Below are 16,779 nucleotides of genomic sequence, written 5' to 3' on the forward strand. Positions count from 1 at the left end.
AAAACCAGGGCCCATCGTCAAATGCCTTGAAAGATAAGGGAGTTCGCTACAGGTCGGACGTCGGGTCCTCGCTCGGAGCCTTGCCCGCGTACGCCTCGGCGAGGAGCTGCTCCTCGCTCGCGCCGAGCCGCCAGTAGCCGGTGAAACGCACCGAGCGGCGGTCGACGGATCGTTCCTGCACGAAGTGGCGGCGCGTCGCGCGCACGGTGCCCGCCTCGCCCGCCAGCCAGACGTACGGGGCTTCGGCGGCGGAGGCGGACGATTCGTCCGAGCGCAGCGCGCTCAGCACCTGCTCGCGGCCGTCGCCCTCGCTCACGATCCAGGTGATCTCCGCCCCGGCGGGCGCCGAGAGCGCGAGCCGGTCGTCCTCGTGCGGCACTTCGAACCAGGCCCGCACCGCGGTCCCGTCCGGCAGCCGCTCCAGGATCGCGGCAGCGGCCGGCAGGGCCGTCTCGTCCGCGTACATCCAGATGGCGTCGGCGGTCGCCGGCGGCTGGAACCGTACCGACTTGTTCTCCGCGACGGCCGGGCCGATCGCCATGATCCGGCGGCCGGTCACGGCCCGCCCGGCCCAGCGCGAGGCCGGGGAAGTGTCTCCGTGGAGGACGAAGTCGATGTCGAGCTCGTCGGCATCGGCCCCCTCGGCCGCACGGCGCTGCTCGCGCACCGTGTACGACCGCATGACCGGACGTTCCTCGTCCGGCATCCCGCGCCAGGCGCCGAACCAGCTGTCCTCGTCCGTGGACGGGAGCACGGTGTGCTCCTGGCCCTCGGGCGGCAGGAAGAGCGAGAGGCTCTGGTCGAAGCCGCCCGAGCGGAAGTCCTTGAGGGACTCACCGCCGAACGTGACGCGCAGGAACGAGTGGCCGAGGCGGCGGGTGCGCAGCACTTCGAACTCGAAGAAGCGGAAGTGCGCGGCGGCCGGGACGGCTTCTGCTGCCTCGGCTGCTTCGGACGCGGTGGCGGTCATGCGGTGAGTTCCCCCTGGAGTGGTCACCGGCGGCGCGGGGCGCCGCCGGTGGGATTCAGCTGGTTCAGCTGACCTTCTTGGCGTTCTGGATGGACTTCGCGAGGTCCTCCAGGATCTGCGCGCACTTGGCGTACGAGAAGATCGGCTCGGTCACGCGCGGGGTGATCTGGCCGGCCTTGACGGCGGGCAGCTCGGCCCAGGTGGCCTTCGCCTTCAGCTCCTCCGGCTGCAGGGTGCCGGTGCGGTTGTCGAGCAGGACGACGTCGGCCTTGTACTTGCCGGCGTTCTCCCAGCTGAGGCTCTCGAAGAAGCCGCCCTCGTCCAGCTTCTCCGGGGTGACGAACTCGACGCCGAGGGACTTGAAGTACTTCAGGTCGGCCGAGGTGTCCGGGGTGGAGACGTAGAACAGGTCGGCGGAGCCGGAGCCCACGAGCACCTTGACGCCCGGGTTGGCCTTGGTGGCCTCGCGCAGCTTCGCGGCGGCGGCCTCGAAGCGGGCCTTGGCGTCGACGGTGTTCTTGGCGTTCATGTCCGCGCCGAGGGACTTGGCGAGCTCCGCGGTGCGCTCCAGCGCCTTGTCGAGGGTGGCGTCGCCGCCCACGGAGATGGCGGCGGCGGGGGCCAGCTGCAGGATCTTGTCCTTGGAGGCCTCCGGCACGTACCAGTAGGTGCCGTCCCACGTGTTGGTGACCAGCAGGTCGGGCTGGAGGGCCGCGTACTTCTCGACGTTGAACTCGTCGTAGACGTTGCCGAGGATCTCCACCTTCGAGATGTCCATCGAGCCGGCCTGGACGTCGGCCTTGCCGTCGGCGGTCTTGGTCGGGCCGAAGACGCCCTTGACCGGGACGCCGTAGTCGTACAGCGCGGCGGCGGTGCCGGTGAACGCGACGATGTTCTTCGGCTTCGACTTGGTGCTGACCTCCTTGCCGAGGTCGTCCTTGAACGACCAGGCGCCCGAGGCCGCGGAGCTCTTGTCCGAGCCGCCGTCACCCTTCTTCGCCGAGTCGGTGCCACCGCACGCGGCGAGCGCCGCGACCAGGCCGAGGGCGCCGCCGGCCGCGATGATTCCGCGACGGGTGAAGGGGGAGGTTCGGGACTTGGGCATGTCGATGTCCGATTTCGTGCGTGCCGGTGGCCACTGGGCCGTTCGGTGGGAAGGTTAGCCTAACCTTGGCCGAAATTGGTAAGGTGGGCCTAACTTTCTTCGCCGGGTGTGTGGCGGCACATGCGGAGAGGGCCTCCCGCCGGCGACGGGAGGCCCTCTCTGTCGGTCATGGCCGGAGCGGATCCGGCTCGATCGGGCTGGTCGGATCAGAGCCCGTTGTCGATGGCGATGGTGGAGTTCTCGGTGCCGCAGGTGCTGGTCGCGCTGTTGTGGGTGGCGTCACCCGAGTACGTCGCCAGCCACTTGTACTCACCCTGGTTGCTGGCGTTGATGTAGAAGTTGGTGTTGTTGGTCTGGGCAACACCGCTGCCCGACAGCGTGCCGGTCCAGGTGCCCACCTTGTTGGTGCTGCAGTTGTTGTTGTTCGGGCCGTACAGGTCGAACGTGACGGTTCCAGTGGGCTGACCGCCGAACTGGGCCGTGACCGTGGCCGTGTCCTGCGGGAGGAACCTCTGCCTGGTGAGGAGGTTCGCGGGGGCCTTGCCCACGGTCAGGGGCTCGCTGGTGCAGGCGCTCATCGCCGGCATGTTGTTGGCGTCACCGCTGTAGGTGGCCTGCCAGTAGAACGTGCCGACCTGGTTGAACTGCGCGGCGGCCGAGTTCGGGACGACCCCGTTGGTGACCGTCACCGGGCTGCCGACCTGGACCCTGTTCAGCGAGCAGGCCGCGTCCGTGTAGTAGGCGTACGTGACCGTGCCGCCTGCGGTGGTGGTCGCGCCGCTGAGGCTGGCCGAGTCGTGCACGAAATCACCGATCGTGGCCGTGCTGATCGGGTTTCCCTGGGCGTTGAGGAGCTGGGTGCTGATCGAGGGCTCGGTCCTTCGGACCACGGTCGTCTCGTCGGCGTCCTGGCAGGGAGTGGAGGCGGCCTGGTTGTTCGGGTCGCCGGTGTAGAAGGCCCTCCAGTAGTAGGTGCCGGCGGCCGTCGTGGTGTACCCCGGGCTGGTGGTGTACTGGCCGGGGCCGTTCACCGCGATGGGGCCGAAGCTCTGGACCAGGGTCGTGCAGGTCGCGTTGCTGTAGAGGTTGAACGAGATGCTGCCGCCCGCGGTCGCGGAGGCGCCGCCCAGCGTCGCGGTGTCGGTGATGGTGTCACCGACCGTCGCCGTGGGCGTGGCGGAGGTGATCAGCGACGTGCAGTTGGTGATCTGCACCGGCTCGGGCGAGATGAAGTCCTTCAGCTCGGAGGTGAACGAGTCCGAGGAGCGGCTCTTCACGTAGGCGGAGCCGAAGGTCGTGCAGGAACTGCCCGGCGGGAAGAGCGCGTTGTACGAGATCGCCGCCTCGCCGAACGTGAACGGGGAGAGGGCGGTCGTGCTGAGTCCGCCGGTCTGGTTGGCGGGGATCGTGTTGGTGTTGACCGAGCCCACCGCCAGCGGGTTGGTGGTGCCGCTGATGATCGTCGCCGGACCCCAGGCCGTGCCGCTCCAGGTACGGATGGAGATGGCCGGGACGGTGCCGCCCTGGGAGAGGTCGTACGTGATCAGCTTGTCGCCAATGGTGCGGACCGGGGTCTCGGGCGGCGACAGGGTCCCGTTGTTCGCGCAGTTCGTGGGCATCTGCGTCAGGTCGCAGAACTTCTGGTTCAGCTCGAAGTCCATGTTCGTGGTGCCCTGCGGGCTGTTGACCCGCTGCCAGAACAGCTCCAGGAACTTCGGCGTCGTGGTCTGCTCCGTGAACACGCCGAAGTTCTTCAGGTCGCTCTTGTTCGGCGGGACCGAGCCGGGGACGATGAACGGGTCCGGGTCGTCCTCCTTCGAGCCTCGGCCGAAGGCGTCGTCGTTGGACCCGCTGGGCAGGTCGGGCTTCACCAGGACCCCGGTGCGGAACGGGGTGTTCGTGCCGCCGGTGAGCCAGTCGATGCAGCCGGCTCCGCCATTGACAACCAGGTTCGCGCTGGTGTCGATCTCGAAGCGGCTGTTGTCGAGCGCGGTGGCCGTCGAGCACAACTGGACTGCTGCCAGCGCCTGAGCGTTCAGTGCCGCCGGCACGGTGAGCGAGGCGGCGAGCGTGGCGGTGACGAGCGCTGCCCTGAGTTGGCGCCTTCTCCGAGGCCGGGGGGGCTGCACGGAACTGATCACTGGGGGGTCTCCTCATGTACTTGAGGCCGGAGCGCGCCTGTGTCGACACTGCGGTCCCGAGCTACTGCTGAGGGCAGTGGACAGCGCGCAGCCAGGAACGTAACACCAGCAATTTGCACATATGTGGCAACACTCTGTAATCCAGTGATCTCGCGATTAGTCACCCAATATGTGAAAAAGCGGCCCGCGTGGGGGCGCGGGCCGCTTGGTTCAGGGGGTGGGATCAGCCGTTGAAGCCCAGCTCACGGGCGATCAGCATGCGCTGCACCTCGCTCGTGCCCTCGCCGATCTCCAGGATCTTCGAGTCCCGCCACATGCGCGCCACGGGGTACTCGTTCATGAATCCGTAGCCGCCGTGGATCTGGGTCGCCTCACGGGCGTTGTCGACGGCGACCGTCGAGGAGTACAGCTTGGCGATCGCCGCCTCCTTCTTGAACGGCTCCCCGAGCACCAGCCGCGAGGCCGCGTCACGCCAGCCGATGCGGGCCATGTGCGCGCGCATCTCCATGTCGGCCAGCTTGAACTGGATGGCCTGGTTGTCGCCGATGGCCTTGCCGAAGGCGTGGCGCTCCTTCGCGTACTTCACCGACTCGTCCACGCAGCCCTGCGCGAGACCGGTGGCGAGCGCCGAGATGGCGATCCGGCCCTCGTCCAGGATCCGCAGGAACTGCGCGTAGCCGCGGCCCTCCTCGCCGACGAGGTTGGCGAGGGGCACCCGTACGTCGTCGAAGGACAGCTCACGGGTGTCCGAGGAGTTCCAGCCGACCTTGGAATAGGGTGCGGCCACCGTGAAGCCGGGAGTACCGGACGGGACGATGATCGAGGAGATCTCCGGGCGGCCGTCCGCCTTGCGGCCCGTCACGGCGGTGACGGTGACCAGACCGGTGATGTCCGTACCGGAGTTGGTGATGAAGCACTTCGAGCCGTTGATGACCCACTGGTCGCCCTCGCGGACGGCCGTGGTGCGGGTGCCGCCGGCGTCGGAGCCCGCGCCGGGCTCGGTCAGGCCGAAGGCGCCGAGGATCTCGCCGGAGCACATCTTCGGCAGCCACTGCCGCTTCTGCTCCTCGGAGCCGAAGAGGTAGATCGGCATGGCACCGAGGGAGACCCCGGCCTCCAGGGTGATGGCGACCGAGGAGTCGACCCGGGCCAGCTCCTCCAGGGCGATGCCGAGGGCGAGGTAGTCCCCGCCCATGCCGCCGTACTCCTCCGGGAAGGGCAGGCCGAACAGGCCCATGCGGCCCATCTCGGCGACGATCTCGTACGGGAACTCGTGGCGCTCGTAAAGGTCGCCGATCTTCGGCGCGATCACGTCGTGCGCGAACGCCTCGACGGTACGGCGGAGTTCCTCGTGCTCGGGGGTGAGCCGGTGGTCGAGGGACATGTCTTCGTTACTCCTTGTGGGAGAGGGCGCGGACGGTTCGGGAGGGGCTGGGCCGGCCCAGCTGTTCGGCCATCCACACGCTCGTGGCGGTGAGGGCGGTCAGATCGACCCCGGTCTCGATGCCGAGGCCGTCGAGCATCCACACCAGGTCCTCGGTGGCGAGGTTGCCGGTGGCGCTCTTCGCGTACGGGCATCCGCCGAGGCCGCCTGCGGAGGCGTCGACGGTGGTCACGCCGTGCTGGAGCGCGGCGAGGGTGTTGGAGAGGGCCTGGCCGTAGGTGTCGTGGAAGTGCACACCGATGCGGTCGGTGGTGACGCCTGCTTCGTTCAGGCCGCCGAGCAGTTCCCGGACGTGGCCGGGGGTGGCGACGCCGATGGTGTCGCCGAGGCTCAGCTCGTCACAGCCGAGGTCGAGCAACGCCTTGGCGACGGAGACCACCTGGTGGACCGGGACCGGGCCCTCCCAGGGGTCGCCGAAGCACATGGAGAGGTAGCCGCGCACGTGCGCCCCGCCCTCCTTCGCCCGGGCCACGACGGGCTCGAACATCGCGAGGGACTCGGCGACGGTCCGGTTCAGGTTGCGGGAGGCGAAGGTCTCCGTGGCCGACCCGAAGACGGCGATGCGGGTGGCCCCGAGGGCGAGCGCGCGGTCCAGGCCGCGCTCGTTCGGCACGAGGACGGGCAGGGCCGCCTCCACGTCGGCGAGCAGCGGGAACAGCTGCTCGGCGTCGGCCAGCTGGGGCACCCACTTGGGGTGCACGAAGCTGGTCGCCTCGATGGTGGTCAGGCCGGCGGCGGCGAGGCGGTGGACGAACTCCGCCTTCACCTCCGTCGGTACGGCCGTCTTCTCGTTCTGCAGCCCGTCCCGGGCGCCGACCTCGTGGATCCGGACCCGCGGCGGCAGACCGGGTGCCGGGACGGTCATGGGCAGGTCGCTGCCGCTGCTCATGCGCCCGCCTCCTCTGCCGGGGTGACGACGGCCAGGACCTGGTCCATGGCCACGGTGGAGCCGGGGGTCACGTCGAGCTCGGTGACGGTGCCGGCGTGCGGGGCGGAGATGACGTGCTCCATCTTCATCGCCTCGACGACGAGCAGACTCTGACCCGCGGTCACCTCGTCCCCGACGGCCACCTTGACGACGGTGACGGTGCCGGGCATGGGGGCGGCCAGGGTGTTGGCCCCTGCGTGTCCGCCGCCGCTCAGGGCGGCTGCCACCGGGTCGTGGGCCTGCACGTGCCAGGAGTCGGCGTCGCGGCCGAGCCAGGTCCCCTCCGGGGAGGGGGCGTACGCGAAGCGGTGCGTGATGCCGTCCAGCTCGATGGTGAGGTGGTCGGGGGTGCGGGCCACGATCCGGGCGCGCGCCGGTGCGCTGGAGCTCTGCCCCAGACCTCCCCCAGCTACCGCTGGGGGTACCCCCAGCGCCTCAAACGCCGGCGAGGCTGGGTTTGACTCGCCGGAGTCGGAGATGAGCAGCTCGGAGTCCGTGCCGAGGGGGCGGGTACGGACCTCGACCGGGTCCTGGCCGGGAAGCCGGAAGTGATGCACCGTCCAGGCGGGGGTCCCGCCGAGGCGCCACCCGCTCGGGACGTCGAACGGGTCGACCCACCCCTCCGGCCCCGCCGGGGCGTAACCCCCCAGCCCCGCCGGCGTTTGAGGCGCGGGTCCGGGCAGAGCCCGTCCGCGGCGAAGCCGCTCATCGGCACTGCGGGAAGGGGCGGGGTGGGGGAGAGAGAGCAGCGCAGCCGCCCCGTACACCTCCGGCGGGACGCCGTCCGGGAGCAGAGAGGGCAGGTCCCGCTCCACCAGGCCCGTGTCCAGGTCGCCGGAGACGACATCCGGGTGGGCCAGCAGACGACGCAGGAAACCCGCGTTGGTCTGGACACCCAGAATCACGGTGTCCGCCAGAGCCCCCCGCAGCAAGCGCAGCGCACTGGCCCGGTCGGGGCCGTACGCGATCACCTTCGACAGCATCGGGTCGTACGTCGACCCCACCGGCACCCCGGCCGTCAGCCCGGAGTCCGTACGGACCGCCCCGCCCGACGGCTCGGAGAGCGCGAGGACCGTACCGCCGGACGGCAAGAACCCGCGCGCCGGGTCCTCCGCGCAGACCCGGGCCTCGATCGCGTGCCCGGTCAGCGTCACGTCGGACTGGTCGAAGCCCAGCGCCTCGCCGGCCGCCACCCGGAGCTGCAGTTCCACCAGGTCCAGGCCCGTGATGAGCTCCGTCACCGGGTGCTCGACCTGGAGGCGGGTGTTCATTTCCATGAAGTAGTACGAGGACGGGTCGCCGCCCGGGACGATGAACTCCACCGTGCCCGCGCCGACGTACCCGCACGAGCGGGCCGCGTCCACCGCCGCCGCGCCCATCGCGGCCCGGGTCTTCTCGTCGAGCAGGACCGACGGGGCCTCCTCGATCACCTTCTGGTGGCGGCGCTGCAGCGAGCACTCGCGCTCGCCCAGGTGCACGACGTTCCCGAAGGAGTCGGCGAGCACCTGGATCTCGATGTGCCGCGGCCGGTCCACCCAGCGCTCCACCAGCAGGGTGTCGTCGCCGAAGGAGGACCGCGCCTCGCGGCGGGCCGCCGCGATCTCCTCGCCCAGTACGGCCGCGTCCCGCACCAGCCGCATGCCCTTGCCGCCGCCGCCCGCAGAGGGCTTCAGCAGCACCGGCATGCCGATCTGTTCGGCGGCGGCGACCAGTTCGGCGTCGGACAGGCCGCTGCCGGAGGAGCCGGGGACCACGGGCACGCCCGCCGCCTTCACGGTCTCCTTGGCCCGGATCTTGTCGCCCATCAGGGAGATCGCGGAGGCGGGCGGCCCGATGAAGGCCAGCCCTGCCTCGGCGCAGGCGGCCGCGAAGGCCGCGTTCTCCGCGAGGAAGCCGTAGCCGGGGTGGACGGCCTGGGCCCCGGTGCGGCGGGCCGCGTCCAGGAGCCGCTCCACGGACAGGTAGCTCTCGGCGGCCGCGGCGGGGCCGATGCGGACGGCCGTGTCGGCCTCCCGTACGTGGCGCGCGTCCGCGTCCGCGTCGCTGAAGACGGCCACGGAGCGGATGCCGAGCTCCCGCAGGGTGCGGATGACGCGTACCGCGATCTCGCCGCGGTTCGCGACCAGAACAGTGCTGAACATCAGTGAGTTCCTCACGTCACATACGGAAGATGCCGAAGCCCGAGTCGCCCAGCGGGGCGTTCGCGCACGCGGTCAGGGCCAGTCCCAGCACCTGCCGGGTCTCCATCGGGTCGATGACCCCGTCGTCCCACAGCCGCGCCGTGGCGTAGTAGGCGTTGCCCTGCTCCTCGTACTGCGCGCGGACCGGGGCCTTGAAGGCCTCCTCGTCCTCGGCCGGCCACTCCTGGCCCGCGCCCTCGATCTGGTCGCGCTTGACCGTGGCCAGGACGGAGGCCGCCTGCTCGCCGCCCATGACGGAGATCTTGGCGTTCGGCCACATCCACAGGAAGCGCGGCGAGTACGCCCGGCCGCACATCGAGTAGTTGCCGGCGCCGTACGAGCCGCCGACCACCACGGTCAGCTTCGGCACCCGGGCGCAGGCCACGGCCGTGACCATCTTGGCGCCGTGCTTGGCGATGCCGCCCGCCTCGTAGTCGCGGCCGACCATGAAGCCCGAGATGTTCTGGAGGAAGAGGAGCGGGATGCCGCGCTGGTCGCACAGCTCGATGAAGTGGGCGCCCTTCTGCGCGGATTCGGAGAAGAGGATGCCGTTGTTGGCGATGATCCCGACCGGGTGGCCGTGGATCCGCGCGAAGCCGGTGACGAGCGTCTGCCCGTACTCCGCCTTGAACTCCTGGAAGCGGGAGCCGTCCACGACCCGGGCGATGATCTCGCGGGCGTCGTAGGGGGTGCGGGAGTCGACGGGGACCGCGCCGTACAGCCCGTACGGGTCCACCTTCGGCTCCTCGGGAGCCTCGACCGACCAGGGCAGGGCCCCGCGGTCGGGCAGGGTCGCCACGATGTTCCGTACGATCCGCAGCGCGTGCGCGTCGTCCTCCGCGAGGTGGTCCGTCACGCCGGAGACACGGCTGTGCACCTCGCCGCCGCCGAGCTCCTCGGCCGTGACCACCTCGCCGGTGGCGGCCTTCACCAGCGGCGGGCCGCCGAGGAAGATCGTGCCCTGGCCGCGGACGATGACGGCCTCGTCGCTCATCGCCGGGACGTACGCGCCGCCCGCCGTGCAGGAGCCGAGGACGGCCGCGATCTGCGGGATGCCGGCGCCCGACATGCGGGCCTGGTTGTAGAAGATGCGGCCGAAGTGCTCCCGGTCGGGGAAGACCTCGTCCTGCATGGGCAGGAAGGCGCCGCCCGAGTCGACCAGGTAGAGGCAGGGGAGACGGTTCTCCAGGGCCACCTCCTGGGCGCGGAGGTGCTTCTTGACGGTCATCGGGTAGTACGTGCCGCCCTTGACGGTGGCGTCGTTCGCGACGATCACGCACTCGCGGCCGCTGACCCGGCCGATGCCCGCGATGACCCCGGCGGCGGGGGCCGCGCCCCCGTACATGCCCTCGGCGGCCAGCGGGGCCAGCTCCAGGAAGGGGGAACCGGGGTCGAGGAGGGCGTCCACGCGGTCGCGGGGGAGGAGCTTCCCGCGGGCGGTGTGGCGGGCGCGGGCCTTCTCGCCGCCACCGAGGCGGGCCGCTTCGAGTCGGGCGCGCAGCCCCTCGGCGAGCTCGCGGTGGGCGGCCTCGTTGGTCCGCCAGGCCTCGGACGCCGGGTCCGCGGCGGTCGTCAGCACTGGTGCCTGCTGCATCGGTCGAGCTCCCTTGCTCGGTCCACACTGTGCACACTGTTAATGGTCGTTAACGTGTATGGGCCTTAGGTTAACGAGCGCTAACCGCCCTGTCTAGAATGGATTCCCATGAGCACCAGAGCGGCCGCCCCGACCCGACGCGAGCAGATCCTCAGTGAGGCCGCCCGCCTCTTCGCAGCGCGCGGATTCCACGGCGTCGGCGTCGACGAGATAGGGGCCGCGGTGGGCATCAGCGGCCCCGGCCTGTACCGGCACTTCGCGGGCAAGGACGCGATGCTCGCCGAGCTGCTCGTCGGGATCAGCGAGCGGCTGCTCACGGGCGGGCGCGTCCGCGTGGACGAAGCCGTCGGGGATCCGGCGGCCCTCCTCTCCTCCCTCATCGACGGGCACATCGACTTCGCCCTCGACGACCGGGCGCTGATCACCCTGCACGACCGGGAGCTCGACCGGCTGCGGGAGGCCGACCGCAAGCTCGTGCGCCAGCTCCAGCGCCAGTACGTGGAGCTGTGGGTGGAGGCCGTGCGCCGGCTGCACCCCGGGGTCGGCGAGGCCGAGGTACGGGTCTCCGTGCACGCGGTCTTCGGCCTGCTGAACTCCACCCCGCACCTGGCGGCCCTCGGGCGGGAGGCGACGGAGTCGCTGCTGCGGCGGCTCGCGCACGGGGCGTTCGGAGCGCTGTCGGAGTGAGCGGGCGCGGCCGCGGGTCCCGCCGAGTGGAATGGACGCGCCGCCTCCGCCCGGGCGGCGGCAGAATGGCCCGTATGCCGAAGCCGATAGAGACGCCCGTACCGAGCCGTGCAGAACTCATCGACCACCTGGTCCGCACGCGGATCGCGGGGCAGGTCGCCACGCCGCGCGAGAACAACCTCTCCCACTACCGCAAGCTCGCCAACGGCGACCGGCACTACTGGCTCGGCCTGGAGCTGGGCGACCGCTGGACCGACGAGCAGGACGTACTGGCGGTGATGGCCGAACGCGTGGGCGTCGTGGACGACCCGACGCACCGCGTCGGCCAGGACACCATCGACCCCGAGCTGACCGTGGCCGGCCTGGACCGGATGGCCGCGCGGCTGCGAAAGGCGGCCCTGGACCGGCAGAGCGTGCTGTTCGCCACCGGGCACCCGGGCGGGCTGCTGGACGTCCACCGGGCCACGGCCTCGGCCCTGCGCGCCGCGGGCTGCGAGATCGTCGTCATCCCCGCGGGGCTCGTCGCGGACGAGGGCTCGGTGTGGCAGTTCGCGGACGTCGCCGTGATGGAGCGGGGCGCGACGCTGTGGCACACCCACTCGCCGGAGCCGATGGCCGCGATCCTGGACGGGCTGGCGGCGGCGGGCCGCCCGCAGCCGGACCTGGTCGTCGCCGACCACGGCTGGGCGGGGTGCGCGGCGCAGCGCGGCCTGGACGCGGTGGGCTACGCGGACTGCAACGACCCCGCGCTGTTCCTCGGCGAGGCGGAGGGCACCCTCCAGGTGGCGGTCCCCCTGGACGACCACGTCCGCGACCCGCGGTTCTACGACCCGATGGTGGCGTACCTCCTGGCCGCCGCCGGTCTCCTGGAGTCGTAGCCGCCGGGCCGCGCCTCAAAGATCCGGGGCTCCGCTCCGTACCCCGCTCCTCAAACGCCGGAGGGGCTGGATTTCGGCCGAGGTCAGCCACATCCAGCCCCTCCGGCGTTTGAGGAGCGGGCCTGGGCGGAGCCCAGGTGCCGCGGAGCGGCATGGCTGGGCGGAGCCCCCGGGACCTGGCGTTTCCGAATGTCCGCTTATCGGCGCGGAACGCGTACGACACCCTCCTGGATGACCGTCACGGCGAGGCGGCCGTCCTGGGTCCAGATGCGGGCCTGGCCGAGGCCGCGGCCCGCCGCCGCCGAAGGCGACTCCTGGTCGTACAGCAGCCATTCGTCCGCGCGGAAGGGCCGGTGGAACCACATCGCGTGGTCCAGCGAGGCCCCGACCACGTCGCCGACCGCCCAGCCGCCCCGGCCGTGCGCGAGCAGCACCGAGTCGAGCAGGGTCATGTCGGACACGTACGTGGCCAGACAGGTGTGCAGCAGCGGGTCGTCGCTCTCCAGCTTGTCGGCGGTACGGAACCAGACCTGCGTGTGGGGTTCGATGGGCTCCCCGACGCTGCCCCACGGCGGGGTCGTCGCGTACCGCAGGTCCACCGCGCCGCGCGCGTCGATCAGCCGCTCCACGACGCCCGGGTCGCGGAAGACGTCCCGGTACGCGGGCAGGGACTGCTCCGCCGTCGGCAGGGACTCAGGGTCCGGGGCGGCGGGCATGGCGGCCTGGTGGTCGAGGCCTTCCTCGTACGTCTGGAACGACGCGGAGAGGTGGAAGATCGGCTGGCCGTGCTGGACGGCGACCACCCGGCGGGTGGTGAAGGAGCGCCCGTCGCGGATCCGGTCCACCGAGTAGACGATGGGCGCGCCCGCGTCGCCGGCGCGCAGGAAGTACGAGTGCAGCGAGTGCGCGGTGCGGTCCTCGGGCACGGTCCGGCCGGCCGCGACGAGCGCCTGGGCCGCGACCTGACCGCCGAAGACGCGCGGTACCAGCGAAGGGCGGCTGGTACCGCGGAAGATGTTCTCCTCGATCTGCTCGAGGTCGAGCAGATCGAGGAGCGTCGTCAGTGCCTCGTTCATGGGGGAAGAGTAAGTGCCGTGACCGAAGTCGGACTTACAGGCCCATCGACTTGGCGATGATGGACTTCATGACCTCGCTGGTGCCGCCGTAGATGCGGTTCACGCGGTTGTCGGCGTACAGGCGGGCGATCGGGTACTCGTTCATGTAGCCGTAACCGCCGTGCAGCTGGAGGCACTTGTCGATCACGCGGTGCGCGACCTCGGTGCAGAACAGCTTCGCGGACGCGGCCTCGGCGGCGGTCAGCTCGCCGGCGTCCAGGGCTTCCAGGGCGCGGTCGGCGACGGCCTCGGCGGCGTCCACCTCGGCCTGGCAGGCGGCCAGTTCGAACTTGGTGTTCTGGAAGTGCGCGACCGGCTTGCCGAAGACGGTGCGGTCGGTCACGTACTGCTGCGCGAACCGGACGGCGGCCTTGGCCTGCGCGTACGCGCCGAAGGCGATGCCCCAGCGCTCGGACGGCAGGTTGGCGCCGAGGTAGTAGAAGCCCTTGTTCTCCTCGCCGAGCAGGTCCTCGACCGGCACCTTCACGTCGACGAACGCCAGCTCGGCGGTGTCGGAGGTGCGCAGGCCGAGCTTGTCCAGCTTGCGGCCGATGGAGTAGCCCTCGGACTTGGTGTCCACGGCGAAGAGGGAGATGCCGAAGCGGCGGTCCTCGGCCGTCGGGGCGGAGGTGCGGGCGCAGACGATCACGCGGTCGGCGTGGACGCCACCGGTGATGAAGGTCTTGGAGCCGTTGAGGACGTAGTGCGTGCCGTCCTCGGAGAGCTTGGCGGTGGTCTTCATGCCCGCGACGTCGGAGCCGGTGCCCGGCTCGGTCATCGCGAGGGCCCACATCTCCTCACCGGTGACGAACTTCTCGAGGTAACGCTTCTTCTGCTCGTCGTTGGCGAGCATCTTGATGTAGGGGAGCGCCAGCAGCACGTGCACGCCGGAACCGCCGAACTGGACGCCCGCGCGCGAGGTCTCTTCGTAGAGCACGGCCTCGAACTTGTGCGTGTCCAGGCCGGCGCCGCCGAACTCCTCGGGGACGTTGATCCCGAAGATGCCCAGCTCGCCGAGCTTGTAGTAGAAGTCGCGCGGAGCCTGGCCCGCGGCGAACCACTCGTCGTAGACGGGGACGACCTCGGCCTCGATGAAGGCCCGGATGGTCTCGCGGAACGCCTCGTGGTCCTCGGTAAAGACGGTACGGCGCACGGCCGGCTCCCCTTTCTGCGGCTAAACCGCCGCCGCTCTCGCGGAGGTGGTTGCGCGCCGTGGTGGTTCCTCAATTGATGGCTGAGGTCTAAGCGCTTGCTCAGACTAAGTTACCGGCGAGTTGTCCTCACTGTCCAGAGTGCCGTACACCACGTGACCCGCAGGCACGCCGAGCAGATCCAGCAGCTCGTGGAGGCGGGCGGCGGGCAGCCCCGGGTTGGCCGCCGCGCCCTCGGCGTGCTCGGGGTCCTCCAGCAGCGGCAGGAGTACGTCGAGGGGCAGCAGGGGGTTGGCGGCGGCTGCCCGTCGTACGAGGGCCTCGGGATCGGAGAGGAGCCGTACGGGCGGCTCGTCCAGCGTGACGTCGGCGGCGGCCAGCGCGCGGACCTCCGGGTCCTCGTGGCCGAGCAGGTGCCCGAGCCCGGTACGGGGCAGGTCCGGCAGCGTCAGGAGGTACGGGCGCTCCCCGGGGCGGGAGAGGAAGGTGTCGAGCACGAGCGCGGGCGGCGCGAGGGGGTGGTGGAGGGCCAGCGCGTGCCGCACCTCCGGATCGGGGTCCGTGATGAGCGGCTCCACCAGCTCCCGCGGCAGCCCCGGGTGCCGGGCGGCCAGCCGGCGCAGGACCGGGTGCTCGGAGCGGGCGCAGGCGGCGTACCAGTCGGCGTCCAGCTCCGGATCCGGGTACGTGGTGTCCCAGTCGATGAGCGCGTCGATGGCGCGGCACTGGGCCCAGGTGCGGGGCAGCGGCTGGATCCGGGCCCGCGAACGCACCTTCTCGTCCGGGTCCTCGGCCAGCTCCGCCAGGAGGCCGGGGGTGAGGTCGGCGCGGGCCGCCACCTGGTTGCGGACCTCGGGATCGGGGTCGCGGGCGAGCCGGGCGACGGCGTCGGCGGGCGTGTGGAGGTTGTGGGCCAGACCGTAGTGGTTGCGGCCCGCGGCCAGGCAGGCCTCGACCACGGCCCGGGTCACGGGGTAGTTGGCGAGCAGGCCCGCCCTGGCGTGGCAGTCGCGTTCCGGCAGGTCGGCCTCCATGGCCTCGGCGTCGAGGTACCGGTGCGCCCGGGCCGCGGCCTCGCGCACGCCGGGATCCGGATCCGCGAGGAGGGCCTCGCGCTGCCCGGTTGTGAGGTGCTTCCACTGGTCGGTCCCGCGGGCGCGGAGTACGGGGTGCGGGTGCTCGGGCAGCCGGAGGCGGAAGGAGAGCGGTATCTGCCGAGAGGACTCCAGTTCCTGGGCGATCTCGCCGGCGGTGAGCCAGTCGTTGTCCCCCGGTCCGTCCACCGCGGTCAGCAGGGTTTCCAGGACCTCGTCGGGCAGCGGCCGGATCCTGTGGTGGGTCCTGCGCGGGCCCCCGGCGAGCGTGCCGCGCACCCGACCGTCGGGGTCGTGGACGAGCCGGCCGCGCTGGGCGGGGTCGGCGTGGGGATTGCGGGCGAAGGCCCGTCGGACCGTGTGCTCGGGGTGGGCGAGCACCGCCTCGACGACGGCCGGGGGCAGGTCGCGCTCCTCGCAGAGGGTCGTCCACGCGGCGCGCGCGGCCGGGTCGAGGAGTCGGATCAGGACGTCCGGCGGCGCGGCCGGATTGGCGGCGACGCCGCGCAGCTGCTGCTCCCGGAGGGAGTCGGGGAGCGAGTCCGGGGCGGAACCCGGGCGGGAGGAGGCCATCGGGGCATCTTCGCAGTGATCACGCCTGTCCCGCGAGGGTCGGTGCGTGACCGGGGCCGCGACCGCGGCCGGCGTCGGATCGGGGTGTCGGAACATCAACGCGACGTGCTGCTGGGCCGCGTCGGTGACCGGAGCCATGTCACGCCGGAGGCCGAGCGGTTGCTCGCGCCTGTCGCGCCTGTCGCGCCTGCGGGGACCGCCGTGCCTGCGGGGCCCGCCGTGCTCGTCACTCCGAGTGGGGCATGCCCGGTTCGTCGTGGCGGAGCGCGAACCACAACTCCATGCGGGTGTCCGGGTCGTCGAGCTCCGTGACGTCGTCGAACGCGCCGAGGCCCGCGCCCCCGGAGGGGACGCGGGCCTGAGAGGGTCGGCAGGGCGGTCAGAAGACCACGGTGCCCTCCGGCGGGATCGCGATGTCGCCGAGCTCCTTGAACAGGATGTCGGTGCCGTTCTGCTGGATGTGCAGGACGACGTCCTCGTAGAAGACCCGGGTCAGGTTGACGGTCCAGTTCCCGTTCGGGCATACGTCCCGCGACGACGGCGCGTCCGGAATCGGGAGGTTCACGTTGGTGAAGGTGATCTGGCCGTTGCGCGGGTTGAAGTTCCTCGACGGGCCCACCACGACGTTGAACTCGGTGCCCTGGCCGGGAGCGGTGTTGCCGCCGCGGTTCACGCAGATGTATTCGGCCTGGACGGATTCCGCCGAGAGGAAGGCACTGGTGGCGCGGTTGCCCAGGCCGGCTGCCTTGCCGGCGCACGTGAGGCCCGAGGAAAGGGACTTCGTACAGGTGATTGCACCGATGAAGTGTTCGCCTTGAGCGGTGGCGGTCACCGTGCCGGCGGCACTGGCGACGAGCGTGAGGAGCGCGGTCGCGAGGACGCGTCGCATGAGGTCTCCGTTTCGATGAGGGTGAGACGG

General features: G+C 71.1%; 13 protein-coding genes. 2 read left to right on the top strand and 11 right to left on the bottom strand.

Features of this window, described 5'->3' with window-relative positions; all coding sequences use genetic code 11:
* Window positions 1-46: 46 nt before the first annotated feature.
* The 7 genes from OG625_RS25180 to OG625_RS25210 all read right to left on the bottom strand — a co-directional run bounded on the left by OG625_RS25180 (window position 47) and on the right by OG625_RS25210 (window position 10,362).
* A complete protein-coding gene (locus tag OG625_RS25180; RefSeq protein ID WP_329385291.1) occupies window positions 47-970 on the bottom strand; it encodes a siderophore-interacting protein in 924 nt (307 codons plus the stop codon).
* A 64-nt stretch (window positions 971-1,034) separates the two neighbouring features.
* Window positions 1,035-2,075: an ABC transporter substrate-binding protein gene (locus tag OG625_RS25185; RefSeq protein WP_329385294.1), complete on the bottom strand. Its 1,041-nt coding sequence runs from the start codon at window positions 2,073-2,075 to the stop codon at window positions 1,035-1,037.
* 206 nt (window positions 2,076-2,281) lie between these two features.
* On the bottom strand, window positions 2,282-4,216 hold the full coding sequence (locus OG625_RS25190; RefSeq protein ID WP_329385297.1) for a hypothetical protein: 1,935 nt from the start codon (window positions 4,214-4,216) through the stop codon (window positions 2,282-2,284).
* Window positions 4,217-4,439: 223 nt separating this feature from the next.
* A complete protein-coding gene (locus OG625_RS25195) occupies window positions 4,440-5,600 on the bottom strand; it encodes an acyl-CoA dehydrogenase family protein (protein ID WP_329385299.1) in 1,161 nt (386 codons plus the stop codon).
* 7 nt (window positions 5,601-5,607) lie between these two features.
* On the bottom strand, window positions 5,608-6,549 hold the full coding sequence (locus tag OG625_RS25200) for a hydroxymethylglutaryl-CoA lyase (protein WP_329385302.1): 942 nt from the start codon (window positions 6,547-6,549) through the stop codon (window positions 5,608-5,610).
* Window positions 6,546-8,729 (bottom strand): ATP-binding protein, encoded by a 2,184-nt coding sequence (locus OG625_RS25205; RefSeq protein ID WP_329385305.1) that lies wholly within the window; start codon window positions 8,727-8,729, stop codon window positions 6,546-6,548. Before OG625_RS25205 ends, OG625_RS25200 begins: the two co-directional genes overlap by 4 nt.
* 16 nt (window positions 8,730-8,745) lie before the next feature.
* Window positions 8,746-10,362 (bottom strand): carboxyl transferase domain-containing protein, encoded by a 1,617-nt coding sequence (locus tag OG625_RS25210; protein ID WP_329385308.1) that lies wholly within the window; start codon window positions 10,360-10,362, stop codon window positions 8,746-8,748.
* 108 nt (window positions 10,363-10,470) lie between these two features.
* On the opposite strand from OG625_RS25210, the gene OG625_RS25215 reads away from it, so the two are divergent.
* Window positions 10,471-11,049, top strand: a complete 579-nt coding sequence (locus tag OG625_RS25215) for an SACE_7040 family transcriptional regulator (RefSeq protein WP_329385312.1) — start codon at window positions 10,471-10,473, stop codon at window positions 11,047-11,049.
* A gap of 65 nt (window positions 11,050-11,114) precedes the next feature.
* Complete coding sequence (locus OG625_RS25220; protein WP_329385315.1) at window positions 11,115-11,927, top strand: phosphatase; 813 nt, start codon at window positions 11,115-11,117, stop codon at window positions 11,925-11,927.
* 197 nt (window positions 11,928-12,124) lie between these two features.
* On the opposite strand, the gene OG625_RS25225 is transcribed toward OG625_RS25220, so the two are convergent.
* The 4 genes from OG625_RS25225 to OG625_RS25240 form a co-directional block, all read right to left on the bottom strand.
* Window positions 12,125-13,003, bottom strand: coding sequence for an acyl-CoA thioesterase (locus OG625_RS25225; RefSeq protein WP_329385317.1), 879 nt, complete (start codon window positions 13,001-13,003; stop codon window positions 12,125-12,127).
* A 34-nt stretch (window positions 13,004-13,037) separates the two neighbouring features.
* The gene (locus tag OG625_RS25230; protein ID WP_329385320.1) at window positions 13,038-14,195 is read right to left on the bottom strand and encodes an acyl-CoA dehydrogenase family protein; all 1,158 of its coding nucleotides are present in this window, start codon (window positions 14,193-14,195) and stop codon (window positions 13,038-13,040) included.
* A gap of 105 nt (window positions 14,196-14,300) precedes the next feature.
* Window positions 14,301-15,860: a hypothetical protein gene (locus OG625_RS25235; RefSeq protein WP_329385323.1), complete on the bottom strand. Its 1,560-nt coding sequence runs from the start codon at window positions 15,858-15,860 to the stop codon at window positions 14,301-14,303.
* Window positions 15,861-16,239: 379 nt separating this feature from the next.
* Window positions 16,240-16,749 (bottom strand): hypothetical protein, encoded by a 510-nt coding sequence (locus OG625_RS25240; RefSeq protein WP_329385326.1) that lies wholly within the window; start codon window positions 16,747-16,749, stop codon window positions 16,240-16,242.
* Between the last annotated feature and the right edge of the window lie 30 nt (window positions 16,750-16,779).

The organism is Streptomyces sp. NBC_01351 (assembly GCF_036237315.1).
Taxonomy (GTDB): domain Bacteria; phylum Actinomycetota; class Actinomycetes; order Streptomycetales; family Streptomycetaceae; genus Streptomyces.

What these genes read in the sequence shown, in the direction of transcription:
- OG625_RS25225 (WP_329385317.1), bottom strand. Translation starts at nt 13,003, where the DNA reads ATGAACGAGGCACTGACGACGCTCCTCGATCTGCTCGACCTCGAGCAG.
- OG625_RS25210 (WP_329385308.1), bottom strand. Translation starts at nt 10,362, where the DNA reads ATGCAGCAGGCACCAGTGCTGACGACCGCCGCGGACCCGGCGTCCGAG.
- OG625_RS25195 (WP_329385299.1), bottom strand. Translation starts at nt 5,600, where the DNA reads ATGTCCCTCGACCACCGGCTCACCCCCGAGCACGAGGAACTCCGCCGT.
- OG625_RS25220 (WP_329385315.1), top strand. Translation starts at nt 11,115, where the DNA reads ATGGCCCGTATGCCGAAGCCGATAGAGACGCCCGTACCGAGCCGTGCA.
- OG625_RS25215 (WP_329385312.1), top strand. Translation starts at nt 10,471, where the DNA reads ATGAGCACCAGAGCGGCCGCCCCGACCCGACGCGAGCAGATCCTCAGT.
- OG625_RS25205 (WP_329385305.1), bottom strand. Translation starts at nt 8,729, where the DNA reads ATGTTCAGCACTGTTCTGGTCGCGAACCGCGGCGAGATCGCGGTACGC.
- OG625_RS25200 (WP_329385302.1), bottom strand. Translation starts at nt 6,549, where the DNA reads ATGAGCAGCGGCAGCGACCTGCCCATGACCGTCCCGGCACCCGGTCTG.
- OG625_RS25180 (WP_329385291.1), bottom strand. Translation starts at nt 970, where the DNA reads ATGACCGCCACCGCGTCCGAAGCAGCCGAGGCAGCAGAAGCCGTCCCG.
- OG625_RS25235 (WP_329385323.1), bottom strand. Translation starts at nt 15,860, where the DNA reads ATGGCCTCCTCCCGCCCGGGTTCCGCCCCGGACTCGCTCCCCGACTCC.
- OG625_RS25240 (WP_329385326.1), bottom strand. Translation starts at nt 16,749, where the DNA reads ATGCGACGCGTCCTCGCGACCGCGCTCCTCACGCTCGTCGCCAGTGCC.
- OG625_RS25185 (WP_329385294.1), bottom strand. Translation starts at nt 2,075, where the DNA reads ATGCCCAAGTCCCGAACCTCCCCCTTCACCCGTCGCGGAATCATCGCG.